The following is a 5,395-nucleotide window of genomic DNA, read 5'->3' on the forward strand; positions in this document are numbered from 1 at the left end:
TCGCCAACCCAACGACCGAAGGACAGGCCAGTTTCGTGTTGGACCAATCGGGCGAGCGAGCTTTCGCTCATCGCCACGCGCGACGCCCACTGCGCCATCGTACTTCGGTCGGATGGGCCGTCGACCAAGGCCGATGCGATCCGATTGAGGCGCGCTACGAGACGGAGCCAGGCGCCGAAATCGCGGCCTCGGTCGAAGGTTTCACCGTCGCCGAACGCGGCGACCATCGCGGTTGAGATGATCGTCCCAACGCCGGCACGCTCATAAGCCGTGTGCAGGCAGCCTGCTCGGCTGCGATCTTCTCGATTTCGGCTGTGATCGTCTCGATGCGCTCGTCGAGCCATAGCCAGTCCTCATAGAGGTCGACGACCAGATCAGAGGCGAGATCTCATCGGCCCGGTTCTTCAGGATGTCTAAGAGCGAGCTTCGCAGGGCCCGCAGCCCGGGGCGAATGGCGATACCCTGCCAGATCAGGAACGCCCGGATCTGATTGACTGTCGCGGTTCGGCGCGAGACCAGCCGCGACCGGACACGGTGATAGGCCTGCAGGTCGAGTTCGTCCTGTTCATGGGGCTGCTCCGGCTCGGCGGTGACGCCGCAGCTTACACGGCGGCGGGAGCAGCCGGTCCAAAGCCATGGCGGATGATGGGACGGACGGCATCAGGCCCTATAGGGGAGCATCGAGCTGGCCTACCCCGATTGAGTGGTCCGGCTTCAATTCAATGCAGTGTTGGCTTTGAACTCAATGGCCGCCTTCATCTCCGAACCGCCGTAACGCTTCGGCATTGGTGACCGTGATCGAGCCATAACTGGTCGTCAGCCATCCGTTTTCGGCAAACTGCTTCAAGGCGGCATTGACCTGACGGCGCGAAGCCGAGGCCATCGTGCCGACCTCGGTCTGCGTCAACAGGACCTGTCTGCTGCTCCAGGTCATGCGCTGCAGCACGGAGGCTATCCGGCGCTCGGGTTCCTGCTTCTGAAGATCGTGGATGATCCTGATGAGGACATCGACGCCGCGCAGGAGGTTCTGGCAGAAATTGCGGATGACCGCGGGATCTGCGGCAGTCATCTGGGCCATTTGGTCGAGGGGCAGATGCATCGCCCAGGTCTCGGTCATTGCGCGCAGTTCAAGCCGCCGCGGCTGGCGGATCAGATAGCTATCTTCGCCGGTCCAGGAACCAGGCACGCCCATGTGAATCAACTGCGGAGTATCGCTTTGCGGAGCGGTGTTCACTGCAACCACACCGCTCACGAGGCCATAGATACCCCCCAGGTCATCGCCGAAGTGATAAATGACCTCATCAGGTTCGAAACGCATCAGGATGGAGCGTCGCAGAACCTCGTTCCGGAAAGCTTCAGGCTGTGTCGACAGCCATCCGTTCTGCCGAAGGATGGCTTCTGCGGTTGCTCTCTTGATCAATATCGCGCTCATCAAGCACCGCCTCGCACGGGACCGGGAAACTCTCCGCCGAGCCGCGTCGGCTCAGTCGTCTTCAGTTGAAAAGATCCGTAGTTTCTCGGAATTGAGGATGGTGACAGACCGATAGCTGGTCTTCACCCATCCGTTCTCCGCAAACCGCTTCAAGGCGGCATTGACCTGCCTGCGTGAAGCGCGGGCCATGGTGCCGATCTCAGACTGCGTCAACGGGAGGGGATGCTCCCCGATCCACCCCGCCCGCTGGAGAACCGAGGCAATCCTGCGATCGGGATCGACCCTCTGCAGATCATGGATCACTCTGATGAGGGCATCGACATTGGTCATGATGATCTGGCCGAAATTGTAAGCGACCATCGGGTCGGCATCGGCCATTTCATCCATCTGCTCAAGGGGCAGGTACATCAGCCAGGTCTCGACCAATGCGCGTAGTTCGACGCTCCGCGGCTGGCGGGCCAGGAAACAGCCTTCTCCGGCCCAGGCACCAGGTGCGCCGACATTGATCAACTGCGGGATATGGTTTGGCGGAGCGGTGTTTATCGTCGCGGTGCCGCTCACGAGGCCGTAAATGCCTCCCAGTTCTTCGCCGAAGCCGAAAACCAGCTCGCCTGGGGCCAGATTCACAAGGATGGAGCGCCGCAGGACCTCCTTCTGGAACGCCTCGAGCTGATAGGACAGCCAGCCATTCTGCCGGAGGATGGCCTCGGCGGCGTCTCTTTTGATCAATCTCAGGCTCATAGTGAACGCATAGCACATTCAAGGTCCGAGATTGTTCCAACGGGACAGTCTCCCTCCGCGCTTCCGCGCATGCCCTGCTGCGAGTGAATCGAATCGGAGCCCGCATCTTGAAATCCGTCATTGCCGCAGCGACCGTTCTGCTGAGCTCTGCGCCGCTCCTTGCCGCCGATCTCGCATCCGCGCCGCCTCTGCCGGCGTTACTGTCGAACGGGCCGAGCTTTTCCTTCACCGGCTATGCCTGGACTGCCGCGCTCGACGGACGAGCCTCCACCTTGCCGCCACTGCCGGCTGCCAATCTCAACCTCAGCTTCGGCGACATCCTGAAGAACATGAATGTCGGCCTGATGGGGGCCGCCGAAATGCGCATCGGACGCTGGGGCTTCCTCGCGGACGCGATGCTCTCGCAGGTCACGCCCGGCGGCTCCTTGCCGGGGCCCTACTTCTCGTCGGCAAAGGTCCGCTCGCAGACGCTGACGCTTCAGACAGGGGTGCTCTACCGCATCTACGCCGACGAGACCTTCGATCTCGATGTCGGCGCGGGCCTTCGCTTCTGGAACCTCGACAACGAGTTGAAGATCGCGCCGGGCTCCCTCAACCTGCGGATCGATCACAGCGTCTCGGAGAACTGGCTCGACCCGGTCGTCGCGGCCCGCATGACCGCCAGGCTCGGCGGCCCCTGGAGCCTCACGCTGGCGGGCGATATCGGCGGCTTCAACCTCGCTTCCAGGCTAACCTGGCAGGCGCTAGGCACGGTCAACTATCAGTGGGGCGACAACTGGGTGTTCCGGGCCGGCTATCGGGCGCTCTATGTCGATTATCGCAAGGGCGACTTGCTCTACGAAACGACAATGCACGGTCCGGTCATCGCCGCGACCTATCGATTCTGAGTTATTCGTCGAGGCGAAACGTGCGAGGGGCATGAAAGACCGTTCCGCGAAGGGATCGGGCGGCGCACGCATTTTCAGTTGCCGTGCGGTACAAGGGTCTCCGGCGGCTGCATGGCCGATCTCCAGGTGAAGATCGCAACTGTACAGGCGACCGTGAGGAGGAACGTTGCAGCCACGAATGGAGCCTGCGGCGAGACCCGATGAAGCATGGCGCCGGCGAGGGGGCCGATTGCCTGGCCCGCCCCTTGCGCGACGACATTGAGGCCAGCCGCCTTGCCCTGGGCCCCGGGCCCCGTCAACAAACTGAGAGAAGCGAGATTGCCGGGGAGCATGAGGCCGAGACCAATCCCAAGCATCACGAGCGAGCCGAAAATCTCGATATAGCTGTCCACCAGGCTGCAAATCAGCATCGACGACACGGCGATGACGGCTCCCACGGCCAGCAATCGCATCGGCTCCCATCGCAACAGGCGGATCGCGCAAGCCTGGACGGCGATCATCGCCAAGGCGGTCGCCATCAGCGCCGCTCCGCCACGCGAGATCGATTCCTCCACCGTGAACCCGAGCGCATCTTGCATGCGCAGCGCCGTCACCTGCTGCAGGATGCTGTAGGCGGAGATCGATACGAGCGTGATCAGGAGAAGCGGCCATATCCTGGCAAGCGGCAAACGAGCGTCGAACGGTGACGCGCGCGCGACGCGGGCAGGCTCTGTGGCCCAAGAATAGACGCCGGCGAAGGCGGCGGTGGCGAGCACGGATATGATGGCGAAAGCCCATGCAGGATTGATGGGGGCGATCTGCCATGCGAGCGCGGCCCCAAGGATGGCGCCCAACCCGATGGCTGCCCCGAGAACACCCATGGCGCCGGCCCGCTGCGTTGGTGCGGTGATATCGGCCATGTAGGCCTGCGACGCAGGCATGATCCCGCTGGAAGCCAGCGACTGCGCGGCCCTGAAGGAAATGAACAGGCCGACCGCGAGAGCCGCGCCGAAGGCGCCCATCAGGCGGAAATGCACGATCATGCCGAACGACGCTGCCGCGATGGCCGCCCCAGCGAGCGCCGCCAGCAGAACCGGCCTGCGCCCCATCCGTTCGCTAAGATATCCCCAAGCCGGCGCTGACACCATGAGCAGCAGCGCGGAGATGCTGAGGATCGCACCGGTTTGGATATCCGAGAAGCCGAGACGGCGGCCCAAGGGCGGCAGGACGACGAGAAGGAATGATTGACCGGTCGTGTTGATGGTCAGGCCCAGACATAGTGCGAACTGAGCCTTCGTGGTGCGCGATCGAACCTCCATACCCCCCGCCGTACGCCATTCGTATGGCCGGCACCTCTGCCGCTTCGCGGTATCGTCGTCAATCAACCAAAACGCATCCGGTCCGCTCGACTTGCTTGGGGAGCACAAAGAACCTCGCGAATTGTCCGTTCGGGACAGTCTCAATCGTCGTGCCGTGTATGCGTTCCCACGGAACGTGAGTGCGCTCGCGAACGCGATTCAGGTTGAGGGGAAGGCTGGCTATGCAGGCAGAGACGGCTCAGACGGATGTGTCATCTCAGCGTGCGCGAGATGGCATGATCTTCGTGCGCGCCGGAATCTTCTGGATGGGCTCGGATGATCACTACCCCGAAGAGAAGCCGGCTCATCGTGTCAGCGTCGACGGCTTCTTCATCGACGAGACCCCTGTCACCAACGCACAGTTCGCCGAGTTCGTGGCGACGACCGGGCATCGCACATTTGCCGAATTCGAGCCCGACCCGCGGGACTATCCCGGTATCTTGCCGGAGATGCTGCATGCGGGCTCGCTGGTCTTCCGGGAGCCGACGGGGCGCGTCGATCTCGGCGACTGGTCGCAATGGTGGACTTTCCTGAAGGGCGCCAACTGGCGCCAGCCCTATGGGCCGCGCAGCAGCATTGCGGGACTGGACGATCATCCCGTTGTCCATGTCAGCCACCACGACGCATTGGCCTACGCGCGATGGAAGGGCAAGGATCTCCCCACCGAAGCCGAGTGGGAATTCGCCGCCAGAGGCGGCCTTGAACAGGCCGAATACGCCTGGGGCTCGGAACTGACCCCCGATGATCGGCATATGGCCAATACCTGGCAAGGATCGTTTCCGACCGTCAATCACAAGCTGGACGGATACGCTCGCACCTCGCCCGTCAGGTCCTTTCCGCCCAACGGATACGGCCTCTACGACATGATCGGGAACGTCTGGGAGTGGACGTCCGACTGGTTCGCCCCGAAGCGCGAGGCGGATGCGACGAAAGCCTGCTGCATGCCGCAGAACCCTCGCGGAGGGCTGGAATCCGCCAGCTACGATCCGTGTCTCCCC

5 protein-coding genes and 1 pseudogene are annotated in these 5,395 nt (G+C 62.8%); 2 read left to right on the forward strand and 4 right to left on the reverse strand.

The window, feature by feature from the left end:
* The 3 genes and pseudogenes from AC1DIN_RS29755 to AC1DIN_RS29765 all read right to left on the reverse strand — a co-directional run.
* A pseudogene (locus AC1DIN_RS29755) lies at positions 1-564 on the reverse strand (transposase); the annotation flags it as partial.
* Between the two features lie 178 nt (positions 565-742).
* Complete coding sequence (locus AC1DIN_RS29760) at positions 743-1,432, reverse strand: Crp/Fnr family transcriptional regulator (RefSeq protein WP_476812337.1); 690 nt, start codon at positions 1,430-1,432, stop codon at positions 743-745.
* 51 nt (positions 1,433-1,483) lie between these two features.
* The gene (locus AC1DIN_RS29765) at positions 1,484-2,191 is read right to left on the reverse strand and encodes a Crp/Fnr family transcriptional regulator (protein ID WP_476812338.1); all 708 of its coding nucleotides are present in this window, start codon (positions 2,189-2,191) and stop codon (positions 1,484-1,486) included.
* Positions 2,192-2,280: 89 nt separating this feature from the next.
* On the opposite strand from AC1DIN_RS29765, the gene AC1DIN_RS29770 reads away from it, so the two are divergent.
* Positions 2,281-3,060, forward strand: coding sequence for a hypothetical protein (locus AC1DIN_RS29770; protein WP_441473888.1), 780 nt, complete (start codon positions 2,281-2,283; stop codon positions 3,058-3,060).
* 74 nt (positions 3,061-3,134) lie between these two features.
* On the opposite strand, the gene AC1DIN_RS29775 is transcribed toward AC1DIN_RS29770, so the two are convergent.
* Complete coding sequence (locus AC1DIN_RS29775) at positions 3,135-4,358, reverse strand: MFS transporter (protein WP_441473889.1); 1,224 nt, start codon at positions 4,356-4,358, stop codon at positions 3,135-3,137.
* Between the two features lie 275 nt (positions 4,359-4,633).
* Here AC1DIN_RS29775 and AC1DIN_RS29780 point away from each other — a divergent pair.
* The coding region (locus AC1DIN_RS29780) for a formylglycine-generating enzyme family protein (RefSeq protein ID WP_476812339.1) at positions 4,634-5,395 on the forward strand (762 nt) is incomplete at its 3' end.

It is taken from the genome of Allobosea sp. 05T438 (assembly GCF_056396025.1).

Coding starts and splice junctions, on each gene's coding strand:
- AC1DIN_RS29765 (WP_476812338.1), bottom strand. CDS start 2,191: ATGTGCTATGCGTTCACTATGAGCCTGAGATTGATCAAAAGAGACGCC.
- AC1DIN_RS29760 (WP_476812337.1), bottom strand. CDS start 1,432: ATGAGCGCGATATTGATCAAGAGAGCAACCGCAGAAGCCATCCTTCGG.
- AC1DIN_RS29775 (WP_441473889.1), bottom strand. CDS start 4,358: ATGGAGGTTCGATCGCGCACCACGAAGGCTCAGTTCGCACTATGTCTG.